Here is a 23,114-nt window from a genome sequence, read left to right on the forward strand (position 1 = left end):
GCGCAATTGCTTGCTGGCCCCGCGCCTAGTGGCGGAAGAATTCTTTGAATGCGTGGATCAATAATTCATGATCTTTTGCTCCCGCCATTTCACGAATCGAGTGCATGGAGAGCATCGGGTTGCCCACATCGACAGTGCGGATACCGAGATTGGCAGCTGTGATGGGGCCGATAGTGCTTCCGCAACCCAGGTCAGACCGCACCACAAACTTCTGCACAGGCACTCCTGCTTTTTTGCATAACGACTCAAACCATGCGCTGGATACCGCATCAGTGGCATACCGTTGATTCGCGTTACTTTTTATCACGGGACCGCTGTTGATGATTGGCATATGTTGAGTGTCATGTCTGTCCGAATAATTGGGGTGGATAGCATGGGCCATATCCGCAGAGATGAAAAACGAACGGGCCATGGCCCTCAGAAACCCTTCCCTGTTTTCACTCATTGTTATTCGCTCCAAAACATCTTTCAGGAAAGGAGAACCGGCTCCTTGTGCAGTTTCGCTACCGATTTCTTCATGGTCATAGAATGCTATGACCCTTGTGGCGGGATCTTTCTTCGTGGTTTCCATCAATGCGTGCATCGCCGCATGGCAACTGGCAAGGTTATCAAGCCGGCCGGAAAAGATGAACTCTTGTTCAGCACCAGCCAATGTTCCTGTTTGTGTATCATACAGGGACAACTCCATGCCCACGATGTCTGCCGGTTTGCACCTCAGTTCACGAGCAACCAGTTTTTTTAGAGCCTCATCAGCCGAGGATTTTTTTTGTATTGAGAAAATGGGTGGCAAATGGTTCTGCTCATTGAGAACCAGTCCTTTTTTATTGACGTCGCGATTCAGGTGAATGGCCAGTTGAGGTATTCTTAGTAAAGCCTGCTCGAAGCGAATCAGTTTTGAAAGAGGCTTTTTCTTTCCAGCTAATATCACACGCCCTGCCAGAGATAGATCCCGATCTGTCCAGGTGGACAGGAGTACTCCTCCATAAACTTCTACACCCAGTTGCAAATATCCGTTTTTATCATATCCTGCGTTAGGTTTAAGCCTAAGGTTGGGACTATCTGTGTGGGCGCCAATAATTTTAAAGGAAGGTTTAGGTCCCACGACAAAAGCTATCAGCGATGAATCATTACGAGTGAGAAAATACCTGCCATTGGTTTCAAGTTCCCAGGCATCCTCTTCTTTAAGCTTGTTAAACCCTTTTTCAGCAAGAGTGTTGGACATTTCTTCTACTGCATGAAAGGGAGTGGGAGACCGGTTAATAAAATCCAGCATGTTTTGAATTCGGTTAGTTCTGGTTTGCTGATTCATGAAAAGAGTCTCCAAATATCTTTAAAAGCACCGGTTGCAACGGGTTTAACGCTGGTTCAACTTAAAGCTGTCTTGAACCATAACAAGTTATGTGTGTGCCAGTTTGAGGCCAAAGGCTAACTATTTGTAGATAAAAATGCTGTTACTCATCACTAAAAATGGGTTTCCGAATTTTTTCTTTAAAAGTTTCTTTGAACTTGGCACCAATCTGGATTCCTGTAAAATAAAGTAAATTTTTGAAGGAGTTGTACCATGGGCCTTTTAATAAAAGCGGACTTTAAAAAGAAGTTAGATATTAAGTTTTATAGGTATGACCCTAAAAAATCAAAACAAGAATACCACGATGACATTTTTTGTGAAATGTTTTTGCAATTTCCACAGTTCAAGGCTCATGTCGCGGCTTATATAGAAAGAAACTATTGTTTCGTCGTGAATGATGAAGATCACTCAAACCCCAAGTCCCTTCTTGAAACTTTAAAGCCTTTCGAAGTAAGGAAACTTAACGAATGGGTTTTGCTTCGCAATAAACCAGGTTCTTTGGCAAGTGGGAAATAGTGCATTAATTAAACTGCCTAATGCCTAGGCTCAAATTTAGTGAAGTGCTCTCAGTCACATAAATTTTTAATAGTTTTTTAAACTTTTCTTGTTTACTCTCTCCTATATTCTTGCAATAAATTAATATCAGGTTAAGGCCTAGCTAATGTTCGCTTTGAAAATATTATTGAATTTTTACTGTAGATATGTAGAACTGAGATTTATGCAGCGGCTGTTCAAACAATGTGCTTAAACTATTCTTTTGTTTGCTCTATTTCTCATTCGTAAATCAATATGATCCATATTTTTCCCAAATGGGTATTCAAGTACTTTTTGAACCTTGATCAATATAATGAGGAAGGACATAATTAAGAATGATGTGAAAATACCATAAAGCCCAAATTCTGCAAACTTTGGTGTTAATATTAAAACCCCTATTACCAGGGCCCAGTCTAGAAATACTCTCAAAGTTTTTGGGGTGCGGGCTTCTTTTATTGCTAATAATTTTTCAAAACTTGAATACATTTTTTCATACCAACCTAATAGGCATGAGAGTTCTGGGTCGCTTATTTTCGGTTTTTCTCGAAATTTCTCAATAGTTAAGCTAATTCGGTTAAAGAAAATATCTATATCAGAAAGTTTTTTTTCAGCCTCTTCGCCAACCACATCAATATGAAAAAGAAATCTTAATTTTTCAAAAAACCCTCTTAATTCAATCTGTAATAGTTCTTTTTCGTTTTCAGTTAAATGCCTCTTGCCTGTTTGCAAAAAACTCATTGCTAATGCCCATAAATTAGCCAGTTCTTCAATAGCTTGAAAACGTCTTGTATTGGCAGTGCTTATGCTTATTGCAAAAACGAAAAATAAACCCCCAAAAAAAATCAAATCTACACTGCTAAGGTTAAAAATAAAATTATATTCTATGCAAATATATGTAAAAAGACTTGCTAATGGAGGAAGAGTTAAAAATCTGAATAGGAAATATATGTTTTTATTTTCATCGGTAGTCATGAGTGGAATTGTTTTCAATTTTTTATAAAAGAGTGGGTTTATTTGATGTTTGTAATTTGTTGCGTAGAAGGAAAAAGTTTTCCTTCTAGTAGGGGAGAGATTTTATTATAGTAGTTTCTTGTTGGGTCATTAGCGTTTAAATTTGGGTGATCTTTTTTCTGCCATTACTCAGATTGAGGTTTATTTCTAATTAACGTAATAGACTGGTGAGCTAGCTTTGTTAGGGATATAAGACTGAAACAGCGAATATTTATAAATAAAAACTATTTAATCAATTCTTTCATTAGAAATACTACAAGGCAATTAAAAAGCTGGGAATGGGGAAAAAAGCTTAAACCATGTTTTTAATTAAACTTCCTTTGCCTATCTCTGGTGGGACAACTATATTCACAGAATCTTCTGTGTTGATTGGTTTAGAACCAATGCCTTCTAACTTAAAAGGGTACCTCTTAGCACCCATTTCGCGAACTTCTGCTTTGTTTTCTTCGAGCGATTGTAAATTTTTCGATTTAATCCCTGTTGTTTCAACTGATAGTTTGGTTATGTCTGTTTGCTTCGAATTTGTAACATCTAACACATTGGTTAGTTTATCCACATTTTCTCTCCCTAAAAATCCAATTAAGTATACTACACTTACTGCAGTAAAAGAAAAAAGTTATTTCCCATGCACTTTCTTTAAAATTGCTTAATTGGTTACGCTTAATTTAAAACTAAAAGAATGCCTAATGTTTTAAAACGAGTCGCTTGGGCTTTCAAACTGTTTTAAATAGTTTGTTTTATTATTTTAGTTGGAAAACAGGCAATTCAGCCATACAAAAAATAGTACTGAAGTAAAAACTCTCCTTGTTTATAGGTAAATTAAGTTATCCCCCAATTGCATGCATAGCACGGTTGGGACGTTCAAAGTCATTAAGATTAATTTTGTGGCCGGGTTCTTTTACCAGAACTGCTTGCCGGATGGTTTCTGCAATGGCTGAATCGCTTTTGCCAGACCGGATCATTTCTTTCAGGTTGGTTTCATCAGTTGAGAAAAGGCATGTCCTAAGTTTGCCGTCGGCAGTCATGCGAATGCGGTTGCAATGATCGCAGAAAGGGTTACTCACTGCTGTAATGATGCCAATTTTCCCTTTGCCATCAGCAAAGGTGTATTCGCTTGCTGGTCCTATTTCAAGTGAATTGTCAACGGGTAGCAGTTCATATTTTTCTTTAATGAGATCAACAATCTCATGCCCAAACAAAACTTTGTCGCGTTCCCAGACTTTATCAGAGTCCAGGGGCATGAACTCGATGAACCGGACTTCAAACCCGTCGGAACGACCATAGTCGATCAGGCTCATGATTTCGGTTTCAGAGAAGTTGCGTACTGCAACAGCGTTAATCTTGATTGATTTGAACCCAACCTTGCGGGCCATGTCCAAACCATCAAGAACCGATTGCAGACAGTCCCTGCGATTGACATCACGAAACTTTTCTGGATCCAGGGCATCGAGGCTGACGTTCAGCCGTTGAAGTCCTGCATCATTCAAACTTTGAGCTTGGTCTTTGAGAAAAAACGCGTTTGTAGTCAGGGCTACATCGTTGATGCCTTCCACCCCATGAATCATTTTGATCAAAGTTGGCAGGTCTTTCCTCATCAGGGGTTCGCCACCCGTCAGGCGTATACGGTTTATTCCCAAACTGGATGCAATTGTCACTACACGATGAATTTCTTCAAACGTCAGAAGGTTGCTTCGATCCATGAACTCTACGTTATCTGCCGGCATGCAATAGGTGCATCTAAAATTACAGCGATCGGTGACGGATATCCGCAGGTTGACAATTTTTCGTCCCATACCATCGACAAGTTCTGGTGATGTGCTGGTCATTGATAAACCTCTATGTCTTGTAGACGCTTGTCGCGCCCAATTTCCAATATTTTTTTCAATTCATAAGGAATCGGTAAATGAATCCCGATTAAAGTGTATCTAAATTATAGCTTTTTTCCTCCGAATATGTATAGGATTAGTTTTTAACCCTTTGCAGGAAGAAAATGAGATTGGGAAAATGCTGGTTGAGCCGAGTCAATATATAGTTGAAGTTTTAGATAATCTTCACCAGACGGTTCGCCGACCTCATAATAGGTCAGGTAGATAGGTTTAACCCATCAAACCGATAAAACTTTTGGTTCAGCTCGGTCATTACGTTCGCCAGCGTAATGTTGATGGCCCACGCCGAGTGGAAAATGTCGAAAATTAAAGAACTTTAGCGGTCTAAATGCATCTTAAAATTGTGGCTAAGGCCATACTTGATATATAATTGTATCAATGTAATCAGTTTGAGCCGCTTTATGGCCAACCTAAGGTGTATAAACAGGTAAAGCTTTAATATTTAAGGATTTAATAGTGTCTGTCGCTGAAGAAAATTTCTCCGCTAAATTTGAGGAAACCGCGGCTGGAATCAAGCACAGGGGTGCTTATTACCAGGAAGATGCCAGTGAAAAAGGCTTGGCACTTCTTGAAGCCAAGTTTAAAGACACAAAAATATACTGGCTGGTGGATGTTAAGGAAGACCGTATTTTCAGCGCACGTTTTTTTGCTTATGGAGGAAAGGTCTCTCTGGTGATAGGAGAAACGCTTTGCACAATGGTGGAAGGGTTGACCGTGGATGAAGCCTGTTCACTTTTGAAAACCGATGTGGAAGCACGGCTTCGTGATGAGCCGGATGTGCCTTCTATTCCCGAATCCAAGATGAAGGCTTTTGATACCATTGAAGAATTATTGAAAATGGCGAAAGAGCAGTACCCTTCGGCAAAAGGGGTGGCTGTTGCCAGTGCTAACATCAATAAGGAAGATTTTCAATCCACGACAGAATTGAACATGATGGCCCAGGCGTGGCTGGGATTGTCAAAAGAGGAGCAAAAAGAACAGGTAGAAATTGTCCTGGATGAACACATCCGCCCGGCCCTAATGAATGACGGGGGTAATGTTCAAGTCCTGGATATAACAGATGGTGAGAAAATTTTAATTCAATACCAGGGTGCATGTGGCAGTTGCGGCTCCTCTATGGGAGCTACCTTGTCATTTATGGAGTCAACCCTGAGAAAACATATCTACAACGAAATAAATGTTGTTCCACAGATGTAACTTGTTACCCGGAGATAAAAGATGAGTGAAGAGCAAAACTCCGTTTCAGATATTTTAGAAGACAATGCCTATAAATACGGGTTCACCACAGATGTTGAATCGGAAACCTTTGCAAAAGGGTTGAACGAGGATGTTGTTCGTGCCATCTCTAAAAAGAAGAAAGAGCCACAGTTTATGCTCGACTTCAGGTTGAAGGCATTTGAAAAGTGGAAAACCATGAAAGAGCCAGAGTGGCCGAATGTGCATTATCCACCCATCGATTTCCAGGATATTTCCTATTACTCTGCTCCAAAGAAAAAGAAGCAGCTGGAAAGTCTCGATGAAGTGGACCCGGAAGTCCTGCGTACTTTCGAAAAACTGGGTATTCCTCTGGATGAGCAAAAGAAGCTGGCAAATGTAGCGGTGGATGCAGTGTTCGACAGTGTCAGTGTGGCCACCACCCATAAGAAAAAACTCATGGAAGTGGGTATCATCTTCTGTTCAATCTCTGAAGCCTTGCAGGAATATCCTGAGCTGGTAGAAGAGTATCTCGGTACCGTGGTTCCTGTAGGTGATAATTATTATGCCGCACTGAACAGCGCGGTGTTTACGGATGGTTCATTTGTCTACATTCCACCGGACACGATCAGCCCTATGGAGATATCCACCTATTTCCGTATCAATACTGAAGAGACTGGGCAGTTTGAGAGAACTTTGATCATTTGCGCGGAAAACAGCTATGTGTCCTATCTGGAAGGATGTACGGCACCACAGTTTGACACCAACCAGCTGCATGCGGCAGTGGTTGAACTGGTAACCCTTGAAAACGCAGAGATCAAATACAGCACCGTGCAAAACTGGTATGCCGGAGATAAGGAAACCGGTCAGGGAGGCATATATAACTTTGTTACCAAGCGGGGCAAATGTCAGGGTGATAATTCCAAAATTTCTTGGACCCAGGTTGAGACTGGTTCGGCAATCACCTGGAAATACCCAAGTTGTCTTCTTATGGGGGATAACACCACTGGAGAATTTTACTCGGTTGCATTGACCAACGGGCATATGCAGGCTGATACCGGTACAAAGATGATCCATGTTGGTAAGAACACACGTTCGAGTATTATTTCAAAAGGTATATCTGCTGATTATTCCAGTAACAGTTATCGAGGTCAGGTGAAGGTGGGCAAAAACGCCACCAATGCAAGAAACTACAGCCAGTGCGACAGTATGCTGGTTGGTGATAAAAGCAGTGCTCACACTTTCCCTTATATTGAAACCGCCAATAGTTCGGTTCAGGTCGAGCATGAAGCCGCCACTTCAAAGATAAGCGAAGACCAGCTCTTCTATTTTGAATCGAGAGGAATTTCCCGGGAAAATGCGATCGAAGCGGTTATTAATGGGTTCTGTAAAGAAGTTTTCAAACAATTGCCAATGGAGTTTGCTGTTGAAGCTCAAAAACTGCTGACGCTCAAACTTGAAGACAGTGTAGGTTGATTGTTGTCGAGGCTGTTAAGCAGCTTTGGTTTTGGACAAAATTCAAATAGCTCCTGTGTTGGTTCTCACCAACTTTTTTTTCGGGGAACTTGCAGGGCTTTTTTTATTGATTGAGGAAAAGTGAATGCTTGAAATTAAAGATTTGCATGCGGGGTTTGATGGGAATGAGATTATAAAAGGCATTTCCCTTTCGATTAAGAAAGGAGAGATCCACGCTGTGATGGGACCCAATGGTTCAGGAAAAAGTACTATGGCTAAAATCCTGTCTGGTCACCCATCCTATGAAACCATGAGCGGAGAGATTCTTTTCGAGGAAGAAAACCTTCTGGATATGGATGCGGAAGAAAGGTCCCTGGCTGGCATTTTTATGGGTTTTCAATATCCGGTGGAAGTGCCAGGTGTGAATAATGCTGAGTTCCTGCGTATGGCTCATAATGCCCGAAGAATTAAGGCTGGTGAAGACGAAATTGATCCTCTTGACTTTGACGATCTGCTGTCTGAAAAAATGAAATTACTTGGTATGGAAAAAAAGTATAAGGAGAGAAACCTCAACGACGGGTTTTCAGGAGGAGAGAAAAAGAAAAATGAGATATTGCAAATGGCAATTCTCGAACCCAAACTTTCCATTCTGGATGAGACAGACTCAGGGCTTGATATTGATGCCCTCCGGGTTGTGTCGGAAGGCGTTAATAAACTGAGAAACGAGAATAATTCGCTCATCCTCATCACTCATTACCAGCGCTTGCTGGACTATATTAAACCCGATTATGTTCATGTTCTCAGCAAAGGAAAAATTGTCAAGTCTGGGGATAAAAACCTGGCGCTCGAACTTGAATCCCAGGGCTATGACTGGGTAACGACTGCGAATTAAGGAGAAGTATGTCAGATGCACTCGTAGAGTCCAGCGCTGAGTCAGCGTTTCTGGATTTACATAAAAAACTTATTGAAAAAGAAAGCCCTGCTTTGGCTGAGCTCCAGCAAGTTGCTTTGAATCGCTTTGAGTTGTTGGGTTTCCCTCACTCCAGGCACGAGATGTACACCTACCTGAATACCAAAGAACTGGCTGATACAGCGTTTGGTCTTGCTGAAGACTTTGGCAGAGTTTCTGAAGATTTTATTGCTAGTCATATTTATCCTGGTTGTGAGCATCAATGCCTTGTATTTATCGATGGAATTTTCAATAGTGACTTGTCTAAGTTTGATGGATTGAACGCCACTCTCATTCCATTATCGGAAGCCATGCAAGATCTGCAGTTAAAAAAATATTTGCTGGAAACCGCAGAAAATGAAAATGATGTATTTGCTTCTCTCAGTTCTGCGTTTTCTCGTGAGGGCTTGGTGATCAAGGTTGGCGATAACACTCAAGTTTCAGGACCGGTTCAGGTTCTTTTTATTTCAACCGGCGGAAGCCCGGTTATGCATACTCCCAGGCTGGTTTGGCAGTTGGGTAAGCTCTCAGAAGTAAAGGTTATAGAAAAATTTGTGGGTACTGAAAAAGGTTATTTTTCCAACTCTGTTCAGGACTGGTTGTTGGAAGAAGGCGCGGGAGTTTGCTTCACGCAGGTTCAGGCGGATGTTACTGATTCCTGGCATTTTTCCAAAACACGTGTCCAATTGGATCGGAACTCACGGTTTTATTCTTCAAATGCTTCTTCAGGAACCCGGCTGACAAGGCATCATTTTGAGGCGCGCCTGAAAGATGAAGGGGCTGAGTTGAGGTTAAATGGAGTCAGTGTGCTTGATGACAAGGAGCAAGTCCATAACTTTATCAGGATCCATCATGAAGCACCACAATGTATCAGTCATCAGCATTTTAAAAACATTGTCAACGGTCATGCCCGATCCAGCTTCGATGGAACCGTGATTGTGAACCAGGGTGCTCAGTTGACCAGCTCTGACCAGTTGATCAACAATCTTATGCTTTCCAATGATTGCCATGCGGACAATAAACCAAACCTGATGATTTTTGCTGATGATGTAAAATGTACTCATGGAGCGACCATAGGACAGATTGACGAGGAACAGTGGTTCTACCTGCAAACGCGAGGTCTTTCTGCGAAAGCTGCTAAAGAACTTCTAACTCGAAGCTTTGCTAAAAGTATTATTGATACTATTGAGTTTCCTGAAGTGGTGAGTGACTTGAATAGTACTCTTCTTAAGAAACTGGAGGTCCGTAATGTCTGAGTCCGGCACGAATGTTACGGAAAATGCTTTAGATATAGAAAAGATCCAAAAAGATTTTCCCATTCTTTCCACGACGGTTCGTGGAAAACCCCTGATCTATCTTGATAATGCCGCAACGACCCATAAACCGGCCTCAGTTATTGAGAGAGTCAGCAACTTTGACGCGGAAGAATATGGCACAGTCCGACGCGGAGCTTACAAGCTGAGCGAAAATGCCACTCTGCTCTATGAAGAAGTGCGCCAGAAGGTGGCTGATTTTATGGGAGCCGACAAGAAAGGTGAAATCGTTTTTACCAGCGGTACCACACAGTCCATAAACCTTGTGGCTCACAGCTTTGGCAGGCGGTTTGTGAATGAGGGGGATGAAATAATCATTTCCACGATCGAACATCACGCTAACACAGTTCCTTGGCAGGTTCTTTGTGAAGAGCGTGGGGCAAAACTTAAAGTCATTCCTGTAAACGATGATGGTGAACTGGTTATGGAAGAATATGAAAAACTTCTTTCTTCCAAAACTCGAATGGTTGCGGTTAACCATGTCTCTAATGCATTGGGAACGATCAATCCAGTCAAAGAAATTACAGAAAAAGCTCACGCAGCAGGTGCAAAGGTATTGGTGGATGGAGCCCAAAGTACACCGCATATGAAAGTGGATGTTCAGGATATAGGTTGCGACTTTTATACATTCTCCGGCCACAAGATGTATGCTCCCAGTGGAATAGGCGGGGTTTATGGAAAAATGGACTTGTGGGAAGAACTGCCGCCTTATGTGACGGGTGGAGACATGATCATGCAGGTGACGTTGGAAAAAACAACTTATGCCAAACCTCCTGCACGGTTTGAAGCGGGTACGCCACCCATAACTCAAGTGATAGGCCTAGGTGCGGCGATTGACTATTTGAATGAAATCGGTTTGGATAAAATTGCTGATTATGAAAACACGCTTCTCGAATATGGCACCCGGCTATTTAATGATATTGAAGGGGTGCGCATCATTGGGAATGCAAGTCATAAAGCCAGTATCATTTCTTTTTATATCGATGCGGCGCATCCTCACGATGTAGTGACTTTGCTTGATCAGGACGGTATTTCTTGTCGCGGTGGTCACCATTGTGCCCAGCCTACAATGATGAGATATCAGGTTCCGGCTACCACAAGGGCTTCCATGGCTTTTTATAATAAGCCGGAAGAGTTGGATGCGTTGGCTGAAAGCGTTAAAAAATGCATACGTTTTTTCTCACCGGAAGAATAAGCAGCACACTCTGAAAACATTTTTGTTTACATGGTATAATCATAAGATCCATTAATAATTTAGATATCTCATGTCTTACGATAACGAACTATACCAGCAGGTAATCCTTGACCATAACAGGAAACCGAGAAACTTCCATGTCATTGAGAACGCAACTCATAATTGCCACGGTGTAAACCCACTTTGTGGTGATGATATCACTGTCTATCTAAATGTAGATGATGCGGCTGGAAAGATTGATGAAGTCAGTTTCCAGGGCTCTGGGTGTGCGATCTGTAAAGCCAGCACTTCACTGATGACAACTTATCTCAAAGGCAAATCCGTTGAGGAAGCGAGGCAGTTGAAGGAAGAGTTTCATAAAATGATCCTCGGAGAACTGGACCCGGAAAAGGATGAGCATCACCTTGGCAAGCTGACCCTTTTTATGGGAATTCGCGAATATCCGTCACGTACAAAATGTGCAAGCCTGGCCTGGCATACCCTCGTTGGAGCATTAGACAAGAAATTCGACGGTGTCAGTACTGAATGATTCGGAGGCTCTTCCGTGTCTTCCAAACTATTTTCACATGATCTGGATTCCCAGACCCGACCGGGTGATTTAATCAAACAGCTTGATAATGAAAACCTGATTTGCACTGCCTGCGGGCATTTATGCAAGCTAAAGCCGAATCAGAGGGGTATCTGTAAGGTACGCTTCAACTCTAATGGCACCTTGATGGTGCCTTTCAATTATTCCGCGGGCATTCAAAACGATCCCATAGAAAAAAAACCTTTTTTCCACGCGCTTCCCGGCAGTCTGGCTTTGAGCTTCGGGATGCTTGGTTGCGATTTTCGCTGCGCCTATTGCCAGAACTGGTTCACTTCTCAAAGTATGAGAGACGAAGCTTCAACGGTGCGTTCCAATCCTGTGACAGCTGGTGAAATATGTGATCTGGCAGAGCAGAAGGGGGCAAAGGTAGTGGTTTCCACATACAACGAACCTTTGATAACCAGTGAATGGGCGGTGGAGGTTTTTCAGGAGGCTAAGAAAAGAGGGCTTGGTACGGCCTATGTATCCAATGGGCATGGTACTCCAGAAGTGCTTGAATACCTGCGGCCCTGGGTCGATCTGTTTAAGATAGACCTGAAAAGTTTTTCAGAAAAGGAATATCGCCGTTTGGGCGGCAACCTTTCCGCGGTGCTGGAGACAATTCAAACTGTTTATGAAATGGGGACATGGCTGGAGTTGGTCAGCTTGTTGATTCCCGGTTATAACGACTCTGATTCGGAGTTGATCAAAATGGCTGAGTTTATCTCCGGAGTTTCACCAGGCATCCCCTGGCATGTGACAGCTTTTCATCCGGACTATAAAATGCAGGATAGAGGACGAACCCCAGTGGAGACCCTGTTGAGAGCCACCCGGCATGGCAGGGAAGCTGGACTTCAATTTGTATACTCCGGCAATTTACCGGGACAGGTGAAAGATAACGAGAATACTTATTGTCCAAGTTGTCAACACCTTCTTGTTGAGAGAAAGGGATTTCGAGTTTTGTCCTTGAAATTAAAAGGCGATCATTGTCCCTCTTGCGATGCCAGGGTTCCTGGGCGGTGGATTAATTTTTGTTAATAACCTGGCATTTTGGTCCTGATGGAATAAGAGACAAACGTTATGAGTGTGCAATGCCAGTTGCTTGATTGGGCAGGTGGCGTTATCATTTCAATAGTTGAATTTATAAACAGCAGAGAATGATGGCGAAATATCGACTGATTTTCTTTTTTTTCATATATTTCACTTTGTTGCCGGGTGTGGTCCATGCAAAACCGGATGACGGAAGCTCGTCGCTCAAACCGGCCAATATTGAAGGGTTCCGTTCTGCTTTGTTTGGAATGGAAGAGCGAGATGTGTTGAGGGCTATCTTTAAAGATTTTAAAATTAGCCGCAAGCAGGTTAGACGTGATGAGCATCCAGAAGAAAAAACTTTGTACCTGAGCATTCGTGTCGATAAGCTGTTGCCAAATAGTGGTCCTGCAAAAATATTTTATATCTTCGGACATAAATCAAGCCGCCTGATGCAAATCAATGTAGTTTGGGGCAGGCCGGCGACAAATAAACCAGATCCCCAGAATGTGGTTGCGGTTGCCAACCAGTTGCGCAATCATTTTTCCCAGAAAAGTTATAGGAAGGAAGGGCTGGCCCTGAACGCGAAACTGAGTGAAGATATCATTCTGGTTTTTCAGGGGATGGACAAAAAAGGCCGTGCCGTGAAGTTGGTTCTGGTTAATCCAAAAACCGATTCCGATAAAGTGGGTGAAAACATTTCCCTTACTCTTTCCTACATCGAAAAACCCGGCAAACCTGATGTCTTTCGTATCAAAGAGGGTGATTTTTAAAAGTTCATACCTTCGTAAATCCTAAACCTTTATTTATGCGTGACCGCGGGCGACTAAAAAGAGAGTGACCTTTATATTTTTTTGGAATTTCGTGCCCGAACAGTAGTTCCGGTCTTTTCTTTTTTCGACTTACCCTTACGCTTAGTATGCTAGTATTGGACAATCTTTTTTCAATTAATAAGATAGGTTTCCTGATTATCATAAAATTAAGTGCTGGGAGAATATTGTGAAAAACAAGAAACAAGTGGGCAAGGCGTTGGGTAGGGTGGCTAGTGGATTGTTTGTGGTCACTGCCAAATGTGAAGATAAAGAGGATGCGGTATTGGCAAGCTGGGTCAACCAGTGCTCGTTTGATCCGCCTGCATTAACCACTGCTTTGGCGACATTGCGATCGGCACGGCTTTTGGTTGAAGCATCGGGGTCTTTTATCGTCAACGTTCTGCCTAAAGATGATATGAGCTTATTGAAACACTTCAGTCGTCCTCCTGAAGACATTTTCAAAGGTGTTAAAACCCGAAAAGGGCTGGATGGTATTCGTATTTTAACTGAAGCAGTTTCTTATCTCGAATGCGAGGTGGTCCAGGCAATGCAGGCTGGAGACCATGTTGTTTATGTCGGTGAAGTTGTGGGGGGTAAATCTCTCAAAGGGGGAGACCCTTACATTCATGTGCGTGACAACGGGTTTGGATATTGATTCCCTCTAACGAGGGAGGAAACTAGATATTACTTTTAAGCCGGGATAACACTTTGTAGGCCAGATAAGGCTATTGCTCATAGGCACGCCTGCTGATTATTGTTCGAGACCTATCATTTTAAGTAGGTCTGTCCGGGTGATGGCCCAATAAGCACCGGTGATCAAAAACGCCACGACACCAATGAGCAAGGCGCCTAGCTTGACCATTCTTTTCGGGTCGGCTTCGTAATAATCCTTCAGGTCGCCAGCCATGCTTTCAACAACCCCCTCATCGGCAGATTTGCGAAAGGTTTTGTCTATTGCATCGCGTCCATATATGATCCCGAAGATCAGAGCGATGATCAGTATTTCAATGGCACCTATCATGTTTTTCTGGTAATGGGGGGCTATCCTTTATTTCGAGGTATGGCCCGGCTCGTTAATCTTTTCTCTTCGGAAGCCTGAGCGGCATTTTTAGCGCAACGAAATCCATAGTCGTCCATGCGGCTTTTGGGGGTACCATTATTGCGAAATGAAGAATAAATAAAACCTTTCAAGTCTCGCCATGACCCGCCACGAACACCCTTAAATTCCCCTCCAATGGGCCCTCTTGGGTTTGCATATTCTGATTGTTCTCTATAATACTCGCGATCATACCAATCGTCCACCCATTCTTTGACGTTTCCCGCCATGTTGTAAAGCCCGTATGGACTTTTCCCCTCTGGGAGTGCCTGAACAGGAACCATGACTTTGTGCTCGAGCTCATCAGTCCAGTTCTGGAAATAGCGAGCTCGAGTGCTGGAGGGTGCTGAGTTCCCCCAGGGGTATAATTGCGAATTTTCGCCACGGGCCGCTTTTTCCCATTCAGCTTCAGTGGGCAGACGCTTTCCCTTCCATTTGCAATATGAGTCTGCGGCAAACCAGGTGACGTTGTTGATCGGGTAATTTTCCAGGCCCGGTCGCGGGTGGAAACGACCATCATAGAAAAGCGTTCCAAACTTGTTATCAAGGTAATATCCTTTAACATTATTTTTTTCGTTCAAAAATTCAGCAAACTCATTTGCTGACACCTCGTATTTATCTATCCAGTATCCGTCAAGATAGACACTATGTTCAGGAGCTTCATCTTCCAGGCTATCGCTGGCACCCATTTTGAAAAAACCGGCAGGAACAAGGACCATATTGCCTTCCTCTTTTATTACATATTTATCACTCAGGTTTTTTTCCGACCTGTTGTTTTGCGTCTGCAGTTGCTGTAACAGGTCTCGGGTTTCTCTGCTAAAGGGTCCGTTTGCATCCATTTTTAAATAAGTTTGCAGACTGTCCTTGGATTTATTTTGTTTGCCTGCTTTGTAATAGATCCATCCCTTGAAAAAATGTAAATCTGCCCTGTGAGAACTGAGGTTTTCATTAATATCCTGAATCATGCCCTGGACTAGATGAACAGGGTTTTCCGAGATAACCGTTTCATACCATTCCTTGGCTTTCATGTATTGTTTTTGCAGGAGTGAATAAAAGCCCAGGTTCATCTGTGCGAGCGCTTTGAGTTGGTCTGTTCCCATACTTTTCTTAATTCCCCGAAGAGTCCAGGCCGAAGCCATGGATAGATCACCAAGACGGTAATAGGTCCAACCCAGCTGGATATAGTTTTTCAGATGCGCAGGGTCTTTATCTATGAGAAAACGGTATTGTTCAATCGCTCGCTGGAAATCTTCCATTCTGTAATAAGCTTCAGCCAACCCTTCATTAATTTGGGCAGACTCAGGGAACCTCATTTGAATCTGTTTCAGGGTTTCAAGTGCCAATGCCTGTTGCCCCATTTTTCCGTAGGCGGAAGCTATATTAAGATGATTTTGTAAAGTTTCAGGCTGTATTCGGGCTAGCAGTTTAAGGTGCAGCAGCGATGAAGTGAGTCTGTTATTTTGCAGATACAGGTTTGCCAGCATTCTATGAGCCGGGCTGAAACTGGGCTCAATTTGAACAACCTGCAAAAAGGCATCAATGGCTTTATCCGGATTGCCGGAATCCATGTGCACAAGGCCAAGGTTGAACAGGGTTGAAGTGTTATCAGGCTCTGCTTTTAAAGCCAGGCTGTAATGTTCGATAGCTTTTGCGGGCTTTTTTAATTCTGAATAAATGTTTGCCAGGTTGTTTTGAGCGTCAATTGACCCGGGGTTGATGGAGGTGGATATCTCCAAATAAAAAATAGCTCTTTCCGGTTTCTGGTTCTGATAATAAACCATTCCAACATTTGAAAAGTAAGCTCCAAGGGTTTGTCTGCCATTCAGGTTTTTCAGGAAATATGATTTTTTTTGATTGTCGGCCAAAACGCCAAAGCGTTGCTGGTAAAAACTGTCTGGATAGGAAGCTCCCCGCTCAGTGGTTTCAATATTGATACGCGTTCCTTTATTCTGATATCGAACAAAAAAGTGATTGGGCAGTGCAACGCCATGTAGAGGAATGTTTAATTTTTGTCCTAGTATGAGATATAAAAGAGACAGGTTCATACAATAACCTTTGTGAGTTTTCAATAAACCGTGAAGGAATAGTTCTTCAGGATTGACAGGAACTCCTCTTTCATCAACCTTATCTGTATAGCCAAATTTTCCGGTGTCATGGATGAGAGTTTTTAGCTCTCGGGTTATTTCGTTAGGGTTGTTTTTTCCTTTTAGGTTTTGTTTGGCTGAGAGGCTAAGCTGATCAATTTTTTCTCTTAAGGGTACTAAATCTAAAGAAGGGTCCCAATGCTTTGAAACTAAAAGAAGGGTTTCCAGCAGGTTTGGGGTTGTATTCGAACCCTGTTTTATCTCAAGTAGTTTTGTCTCAATCGCATCGTTGGGGGGGGTGCCATGGGCAATTATCGGTTGTAAGTTGTATAGGAATAAAAAAATAATAAATACGAAGTCATTAATAGTCTTAGTAGTTTTATTAGGCATAGAAATCTGGGCAAAGGTTTTAAGGGTTTAATAATATTATAACAGAAGGCGAATTCTTAGTGCTTAAGAATAATGTAATGTTTTTGCCTTCTTTTTCAGAGAATCATATATGAAAATCCTTGTCGCAGAAGATGATCTGGATAATGCCAGGTTGCTGGAGAATATACTTAAAAACAGTTAGCATACTGTGGAAGTCGTGGATGATGGTGCCAAAGCTCTTGACAGGTTGAGGCAGTCTCAGTTCGATGTGCTCTTGACAGATTGGATGATGCCGGAAATGGATGGGGCGACTCTGATACAAAAAGTCCGCAAAGAACTTGATGCCACACCTTTGATCTTGATGGTCACTGCGGTTGGAGATGATGAATCTCGTCGGCAGGTGCTTAAGGCAAAAAAAATTATTGAATCGCAAGAGACAGGAATAAACCTGTCTATTCTCTTCTTACCATCCAACCCTCTAGAAAAAGCATTCCTGCAACCATCAAAAATAAAGCTGTGCTCAAAGGTAAGCCGTCAGAAGTTTCAGGTCTGCCTGATTCTGTTTGGGGCTCCAGAAACTCCAGTTTCGTTCCTTTAAGAAGGTTTTCGATTTCTATTTTTGAGATCTTTCCCGGCTCTGATTCGCTGGTATCAATGTTAACGGTAAATGTTCCTGCAGGTTCGGCTCCTGGAGGAAGCTTTGTTAGCTCTTTTTGGCTTTCGACATCTAATGAAGGCAATGAATAGAGACGGTATACACCCGGTTGAAAGGTTTTGCTAAAATAACCATTTTCTATATTACGGAGTGTTCCATCAGGTGAAAGCACAATTCGTCTTTCATCTTTGACATTATTACGAAATGGTTCGCCTACCAACAACTCTTGCTGGGAAACTTGCTCCAGACCTCGCGCGGCATACTGAGTCCATCGCTGTATCCAGGGTAAATAAGTAGGTTGAATTGGAAAATCGTTCCAATCTCTGTCCAGTGAACTTAAAAATAGAACAACAATGCCTTTTCCAGTTTCAGATTCAATCACTGCAGGATGTTTGTTCGAAAACCAGGTGCCTACTTTAAATTTCTTGTCTTCCCGTGCTGATAGGGTGTACATTGAATAAAAATTTATCCCGCGCATTTCTTCAAGAGCCTTGGCCGAGAATACCTGCATGACCGGGTGATCATTATTTTTCAAGAGGAGGTGGAGTTCCCCTTTCCTGGTCTGTTGCTGAGATTCCAGTTTGACAGGAAGAAGGTTTCCTAAACGCTCATTAAAATATTTGGGATTTACTTGATCTCCCATTCCAAACAAAAGGGCCCCTCCATTTAAAACAAACTTTTCAAGCTCCAATTCATAGCCAGGTGGAAGTTCACGGACATTGGCCAGGATAACTACTGAAAAATCAGATAAATTTCTCAAGGTTAATTCTGCAAGGGTAGAAACGGTTGGATCAATATTCGACAGTGGAACAGAAAAAGGGTTCAGGGCATGCTCAAGATAAAAAGATTCGCTTTGATGAGAGATGGTTTCCGGGTCCCCATCGACTACCAGAACGCGAATATTCTGGCTGGGGTGAAATGGAAAATAACGAGAGTTATCGATTGGCAAAGCGTCATCAGAAATCTGTATCTTGCCATTTAAGGGTTGGTTTCTTTTTAAAGGATAGGAGAACTCTTGATCAATGGTTTGTCCTGCTGGGAGGTCGAGAAGTTTTTCTTTTACAAGTTTTCCTTCCAGAAATAGAGAGACTGGCGTCTGGCTCAATGTGTTGGAAAAATTTTTCACTTCCGCTTTTACTCTTAACATGCGACTTTGTGTGAGAAATTCCTGGGATAAATTGACGTTTTCGATCATTCCCTTGTTGTCGCCTGACTGCAGTTGTGAAAAATTTATTGTTTGAATTAAATAGGGAGTGGTGCTTGTTGGAAATGATCCCTCCTGCCAGCCATTTTTGTCCAGGTCAGTTAGTAAAAGAATTTTCTTGTTTTCGTGTTTGGCGATATCTAGCAGTTTTATTGCTTCATCAATAGCTCCTCCAATATGAGTTGTTTGATAGGAGATTGTTTGCGCCTTAAGTATGGTTGCAAAAGCGGGTTTATTTGTTGTCCACTCTTGTATGGTTTGTGCTGGAGAAGAAGCGAGGACAAGACTGAACTCGCTGCTATCAGGAGATTGTTTGATTATTTCAAAAATATATTTAATGGCGTTATCAAACAAGGTCTTTTCTTTAGAGCGGATTCCCATGCTATAGGAATTATCAAGGACAAATACGATTGAAGCAGGAGAGGCCGGCAGGAAAGCTTCCGATTTTCCAAATGAAAAAAATGGGTTGGCCAGGGCGATGCTGAACAGAGCTATAGCCAAACAACGTGTCAAAAGTAATAATAACTTGTTAGGCCGGGACTTTCTTATAGAACGTCTTTGTGATTGTGTGAGTAAATAAACCGCTGAAAATTTAATTTGCTTTTGTTGTCTCTTGGTTAAAAGATGGATCAGGATTGGAATAGAGATCCCTGCCATACCAAGTAAAAATAGTGGAGACGAAAAATTTAGACTCATAGTTTGGCGAGACTTTTACGTTTCAATAAATAGTAACTCAAGGCATGATCGAGAGACTCAGAGGTATTCAGTAAGATATGATCCACTCCCAGTCCATTGCAGTCTTTTTTTAAGGAGTTGATATGCTCCTGAACCATAAACCGGTACTCGTCACGAATATCTTGCGGATCAAGACTGATCGCGGGGTCCTCTTCAAGCGACTCAAAAACGATATCCCCCTCAAAAGGCAGGTTAATTTCATCGGGGTCAAGCACGTGAAATAATATGACCTCAAGTCCTCTTGAGCATAAAAGTTTTAAGCTTTTTTGTAGATTCTGGTTTTGAACAAAAAAATCAGAAATCAGAATGAGCATGCTCCTTCTTGGCAGTCTTTCATGCAGGCCTCCCAAAACATCTTCGATCCTGGTTTCTCCCTGTGGTGAAATGCTTGCAAGACCATGCAAAATATGCTGAAAGTGTGAAGCTTTGGAGCGAGGAGGAATGTGATCAAGAACTTGATCGTTAAATAAAGTCATTCCTACTGCATCAAACTGCTTTAAAAGCAAATAAGAAAGTGCTGCAGCCAGGTTGCGAGCATATTCTATTTTTGAGAGCTGTTTGTTTTCCGGGGACTCATAACCCATGGACCCGCTTGAGTCCAGCAGGATAGTGCATTTCAGGTTTGTGGACTGCTCAAATTGCTTGATATGGTATTTGTCGGTTTTACCTGCTACTTTCCAGTCAATATGGCGGACTTCATCCCCGGGAGAGTAATCTTTATATTCTGCAAACTCCACTGAAGATCCTTTGTGGCGACTGCGGTGTTGCCCCGTTAGCAAACCCTCTACCAGATTCATGGCTGTCATCTTCAAAGAGGATATCCGGGAGAGTACTTGAGCATCAAAATTTTGTACAGAGTTTTGCATAATTCTGATTATAGCTGGAAATGACGAGCTTTCCATAATGCAAAAAATGTGGCATTAACCAGTTAATATGATAAGGCCATTCAATTAGTTAAGACAAGTGATTACATGTTGGCCTCCTCTCTTGTAGTTGACATTGAAAAGAAGCCTTATAAAATGATCCTTTTTCCAAAGAATATTCCCAGGCTAATTAATAGATGAGTTTGGTTCGATATTGCAAATGCCATTATCATAATGGTGAGTCCGATCACTGGGGTTTCCTGGATCGCAAAGCTTTTGCCCAAAAGGGAGCTAAAGCACATTTTGCACCGGATACGCCTGTATTACCCAAACATCTTTTGCTTGATCTCAGTTTCGACTGGGAGGATGAGCGGGTTTGGGGAAGCACTACTTATGACTTGATGGTCAATGGGCAGGAAATCCAGGAAATTGAACTTGATGCGGTAAATTTGGAAATAGACCGGGTAGTTTCAGGACGCCGTACACTTGAATTTGAAAATACCGGTGATCGGATCATTGTATTTTTTGGGAAGACTCTCAAATATGGAAAGATAATTCAGATAAAGCTATTTCATTCAGTCACTCATCCTTCTGCGGGGATATATTTTACCAAACCCGATGAATCATACCCGGAAAGATTTAAAACAGTCTGGACACAGGGACAGGATGAAGATTCTAAATATTATTTCCCCTGTTTTGACCAGCCTAACTTTAAACAAACAACTGAAGTCAAGTTGCATCTGCCGGGGGGGATGTTCGGGTTGTCTAACGGCCGTCTTATAAAAAAGAAAACAAACTCCAGGGAGTCTTTTTTTCACTATAAGCTGGAAATTCCCTACTCCACTTACCTTCTCTCAATTGTCGCTGGGGAATTTTCCGAATATAAGGGGCGAGCCGGGGAAGTGGATATCAAATGGTATGTTCAAAAAGGCCGTGAACGGGAAGGCCGCAATGCCTTTAAAGATACAGGAAAAATCATACGCTTTTTTTCCGACTACACGGGTTACCCATATCCCTATGAACATTATACCCAGATAGCTGTTCCAGAATTTGTGTTTGGTGGTATGGAAAATTTTACTGTTACTACACAAACGGATCTGACCCTTCATAATGACAGGGCCAGCCTTGATATGGATTCAAATGGATTGGTTGCCCATGAAGCCGCCCATATGTGGTTTGGTGATATTGTTACAGCGAGAAGCTGGTCTCATGCATGGTTGCATGAATCATTCGCCACTTATTTTGACGCGCTCTATACACGTGAATCGAAAGGTGAGGACGAATTTCGATACCAGTTGTTGGAAGACGCTGAAACCTATTTTAGCGAAGATGCCCGCTACCGCCGTCCAATTGTTACCCATATTTACAAAGAACCTATTGACTTGTTTGATGCCCACCTTTATCCGGGAGGGGCAGTAAGACTGCATTACTTGAAATCTCTTGTGGGGGAACCTCTTTTTCGTAAAGCTATTGCCCGATTTCTTAAACGTCATGAATATGGTTTGGTCGAAACAGTGGATTTGGTCCGGTGTCTTGAAGAAGTCAGTGGCAAGAACTTTGACGGATGGATGGATCAATGGATTTTTCGCGGTGGTTACCCTGTGCTTGAAGTTTCTTACAAGTGGGGGGCAACCACTAAATTGACGGAAATAACGATAAAGCAAACTCAGAAAGCTGAAAAAAAAGAAGCTGAGCTGTTGTTCAAACTTCCCTTGAAAATTGAGTTCTATTTTTCCAGGGGGAGTGAAAAGTTTCCTCTTGAAATCAGAAATAAAGAAGAAAAGTTCAGTTTTCACCTCAAATCCAAACCGTTGTATTTCAGGATAGATCCGGACTATGAGTGTCCGTCAAAAAAGGTAAAGTTGGAAGTTTCACGTTCAATTTTGCATGAGCAGCTGAAACGGGATAAAGACCCGATAGGACGTATCGAAGCGGCTCAAAACCTTGTAGCTAAATCATCGCAGCTTGATATCAAGATCCTCAGTCAGTGTCTCAAAAAAGAATCTCAATGGGGTGTGGCAAACCGTATCGCACGTGCATTGGGAAAAATTGGGGGAGAGTTTGCCAGGGATGGTTTGCTCAAAGCGGTGAACAGTGCTGATGCGAAAATTCGTCGGGGAATCGTTGAGGCTTTGGGGGAGTTTATAGGAGATGAGAAAGTTGCCCGTGCGCTTAAAAAAATTTCCAAGGGCGATCCGTCATATAGGGTAGAAGCTGAAGCAATGTCATCCCTCGGAAGGATCAAAGCGAAAAACAGTAGAACCTTTTTGGAAGGGTTTTTGGATAGGCCTTCTCACAATGATATCGGCAGGTCTGCGATTTTCAGGGCTTTGGCCAATCTTGAGGAAGAAAAGGCTTGGGAAACTTTGATCAAAGGTGCAGACTACGGTGCGGCTCGTAGTAGTCGTTTTTCGGCTATTCAGGGTGTCGCAAAGCTGGCAGGCCGGTTTGAACATCTTAAGCCGGAAGCCATTAATATTTTAAAGAAATTTACCAGGGAAACTCGAGGAACTCCTTCAGCAACATTTAGAGGAAAACTGGCCGCCATTCAGGCAATGGGTGCGCTGGAAGACCTTTCAGCAATTCCGACCTTGAGACGGCTGGCGGAAAGTGAAACCGATGGCCGTTTAAAAAGGAGGGCAGAGGAAACGATTGTCCGCCTGCTGGAGTCTGCAAAAAAACCAGGTGAAATGAAGTTGATACGGTCTGACCTTGATGACTTGTTGAAAGATAATAAAGCTTTGCGTGATCGATTGGATATAATTGAAAAACAAAAAGACGCTAAACAAAAATCCCAAAAGAAAAAAGGATAAT

General features: G+C 42.4%; 20 protein-coding genes. 12 read left to right on the forward strand and 8 right to left on the reverse strand.

The annotated features are described in order from the left end of the window. Positions 1-25 precede the first annotated feature (25 nt). The gene (locus F3741_03470) at positions 26-1,309 is read right to left on the reverse strand and encodes a M18 family aminopeptidase (protein MZG29860.1); all 1,284 of its coding nucleotides are present in this window, start codon (positions 1,307-1,309) and stop codon (positions 26-28) included. A 252-nt stretch (positions 1,310-1,561) separates the two neighbouring features. Between F3741_03470 and F3741_03475 the strand changes: the two genes are divergently transcribed. After that, positions 1,562-1,864 (forward strand): hypothetical protein, encoded by a 303-nt coding sequence (locus F3741_03475; protein ID MZG29861.1) that lies wholly within the window; start codon positions 1,562-1,564, stop codon positions 1,862-1,864. Between the two features lie 228 nt (positions 1,865-2,092). Here the strand turns inward: F3741_03475 and F3741_03480 are convergent, their stop codons facing one another. The 3 genes from F3741_03480 to moaA form a co-directional block, all read right to left on the reverse strand. Further along, a complete protein-coding gene (locus F3741_03480; protein ID MZG29862.1) occupies positions 2,093-2,854 on the reverse strand; it encodes a hypothetical protein in 762 nt (253 codons plus the stop codon). A 331-nt stretch (positions 2,855-3,185) separates the two neighbouring features. Then, positions 3,186-3,449: a hypothetical protein gene (locus tag F3741_03485; GenBank protein ID MZG29863.1), complete on the reverse strand. Its 264-nt coding sequence runs from the start codon at positions 3,447-3,449 to the stop codon at positions 3,186-3,188. Positions 3,450-3,717: 268 nt separating this feature from the next. Then, entirely contained in the window at positions 3,718-4,719 is a 1,002-nt protein-coding gene (moaA, locus tag F3741_03490) for a GTP 3',8-cyclase MoaA (GenBank protein ID MZG29864.1), read from the reverse strand. A gap of 516 nt (positions 4,720-5,235) precedes the next feature. Between moaA and F3741_03495 the strand changes: the two genes are divergently transcribed. The 9 genes from F3741_03495 (at position 5,236) to F3741_03535 (ending at position 13,949) form a co-directional block, all read left to right on the forward strand. After that, a complete protein-coding gene (locus tag F3741_03495) occupies positions 5,236-5,976 on the forward strand; it encodes an iron-sulfur cluster assembly scaffold protein SufE (protein MZG29865.1) in 741 nt (246 codons plus the stop codon). Positions 5,977-5,997: 21 nt separating this feature from the next. After that, the gene (gene sufB, locus F3741_03500) at positions 5,998-7,449 is read left to right on the forward strand and encodes a Fe-S cluster assembly protein SufB (GenBank protein MZG29866.1); all 1,452 of its coding nucleotides are present in this window, start codon (positions 5,998-6,000) and stop codon (positions 7,447-7,449) included. A 124-nt stretch (positions 7,450-7,573) separates the two neighbouring features. Beyond that, the gene (sufC, locus tag F3741_03505) at positions 7,574-8,320 is read left to right on the forward strand and encodes a Fe-S cluster assembly ATPase SufC (protein MZG29867.1); all 747 of its coding nucleotides are present in this window, start codon (positions 7,574-7,576) and stop codon (positions 8,318-8,320) included. Between the two features lie 8 nt (positions 8,321-8,328). Beyond that, positions 8,329-9,633, forward strand: coding sequence for a Fe-S cluster assembly protein SufD (sufD, locus tag F3741_03510; GenBank protein MZG29868.1), 1,305 nt, complete (start codon positions 8,329-8,331; stop codon positions 9,631-9,633). Continuing rightward, the gene (locus F3741_03515; protein ID MZG29869.1) at positions 9,626-10,885 is read left to right on the forward strand and encodes a cysteine desulfurase; all 1,260 of its coding nucleotides are present in this window, start codon (positions 9,626-9,628) and stop codon (positions 10,883-10,885) included. The genes sufD and F3741_03515 overlap by 8 nt, the downstream gene beginning before the upstream one ends. Before the next feature lie 70 nt (positions 10,886-10,955). After that, positions 10,956-11,414 (forward strand): SUF system NifU family Fe-S cluster assembly protein, encoded by a 459-nt coding sequence (locus tag F3741_03520; protein ID MZG29870.1) that lies wholly within the window; start codon positions 10,956-10,958, stop codon positions 11,412-11,414. 15 nt (positions 11,415-11,429) lie between these two features. Continuing rightward, on the forward strand, positions 11,430-12,491 hold the full coding sequence (gene amrS / locus F3741_03525) for an AmmeMemoRadiSam system radical SAM enzyme (GenBank protein MZG29871.1): 1,062 nt from the start codon (positions 11,430-11,432) through the stop codon (positions 12,489-12,491). 119 nt (positions 12,492-12,610) lie between these two features. After that, positions 12,611-13,255, forward strand: coding sequence for a hypothetical protein (locus F3741_03530; protein ID MZG29872.1), 645 nt, complete (start codon positions 12,611-12,613; stop codon positions 13,253-13,255). A gap of 226 nt (positions 13,256-13,481) precedes the next feature. Then, complete coding sequence (locus tag F3741_03535) at positions 13,482-13,949, forward strand: flavin reductase family protein (GenBank protein MZG29873.1); 468 nt, start codon at positions 13,482-13,484, stop codon at positions 13,947-13,949. A gap of 96 nt (positions 13,950-14,045) precedes the next feature. Here the strand turns inward: F3741_03535 and F3741_03540 are convergent, their stop codons facing one another. Both F3741_03540 and F3741_03545 read right to left on the reverse strand, forming a co-directional pair. Further along, positions 14,046-14,315, reverse strand: coding sequence for a hypothetical protein (locus F3741_03540; GenBank protein MZG29874.1), 270 nt, complete (start codon positions 14,313-14,315; stop codon positions 14,046-14,048). 20 nt (positions 14,316-14,335) lie between these two features. Further along, positions 14,336-16,864 carry an SUMF1/EgtB/PvdO family nonheme iron enzyme gene (locus F3741_03545; GenBank protein MZG29875.1) on the reverse strand — a complete coding sequence of 843 codons (2,529 nt, stop codon included), beginning with the start codon at positions 16,862-16,864 and terminating at the stop codon, positions 14,336-14,338. A 187-nt stretch (positions 16,865-17,051) separates the two neighbouring features. On the opposite strand from F3741_03545, the gene F3741_03550 reads away from it, so the two are divergent. Then, positions 17,052-17,441, forward strand: a complete 390-nt coding sequence (locus F3741_03550) for a response regulator (GenBank protein ID MZG29876.1) — start codon at positions 17,052-17,054, stop codon at positions 17,439-17,441. Here the strand turns inward: F3741_03550 and F3741_03555 are convergent. After that, positions 17,296-19,398, reverse strand: coding sequence for a VWA domain-containing protein (locus F3741_03555; protein MZG29877.1), 2,103 nt, complete (start codon positions 19,396-19,398; stop codon positions 17,296-17,298). The genes F3741_03550 and F3741_03555 overlap by 146 nt on opposite strands. Further along, positions 19,395-20,303, reverse strand: coding sequence for a DUF58 domain-containing protein (locus F3741_03560; protein ID MZG29878.1), 909 nt, complete (start codon positions 20,301-20,303; stop codon positions 19,395-19,397). Before F3741_03560 ends, F3741_03555 begins: the two co-directional genes overlap by 4 nt. Before the next feature lie 194 nt (positions 20,304-20,497). On the opposite strand from F3741_03560, the gene F3741_03565 reads away from it, so the two are divergent. After that, on the forward strand, positions 20,498-23,113 hold the full coding sequence (locus F3741_03565; GenBank protein ID MZG29879.1) for a hypothetical protein: 2,616 nt from the start codon (positions 20,498-20,500) through the stop codon (positions 23,111-23,113). Position 23,114: the final 1 nt, after the last annotated feature.

It is taken from the genome of Nitrospinota bacterium (genome assembly GCA_009873635.1).
Lineage (GTDB): Bacteria > Nitrospinota > Nitrospinia > Nitrospinales > VA-1 > LS-NOB.